Here is a 351-nt window from a genome sequence, read left to right as displayed (position 1 = left end):
TCCAATTTATTTCAAGGTGTCCGGCGAACTTCTATCATAAATTGGAAAGCAGAATGGTAGAACGAGCCTATACAGAGAACCAGTGGCAGGATATTGGAGTCCTGGGCAAAAGCAAAAAGGCTTGCAACTATTGCGTGCAAGGGTTTAGCGAGCGATTTGAGGAAACCGATTTGCGTGTCATCGTGGTCCAGACTTCCGCAGGGGAATCCCGATATAACAATAAATTGGAGAGACAGCGCAACATCCTGGAGACGGCCATTGAAGATAGTTCGAAAAAGAGCTTTGCCTGTGAAGCAGATGCCGTAGCGGAATGGGATCGGTTTAGCAAAAAGCACAGTAAGCTTGCCTATG

The 351-nt window shown here is 46.7% G+C and carries 1 protein-coding gene; it reads left to right on the top strand.

Annotation, left to right across the window (positions count from 1 at the left end; translation table 11 throughout):
* Nucleotides 1–53: 53 nt before the first annotated feature.
* Nucleotides 54–351: hypothetical protein (locus ACYQ3Q_RS28565; RefSeq protein ID WP_459931757.1), on the top strand; the 298-nt coding region annotated here is incomplete at its 3' end.

The organism is Desulfosporosinus burensis, from assembly GCF_054657535.1.
The sequence above is the reverse complement of the archived record's forward strand: the minus strand, read 5'-3'. Positions and strand labels throughout refer to the sequence as shown.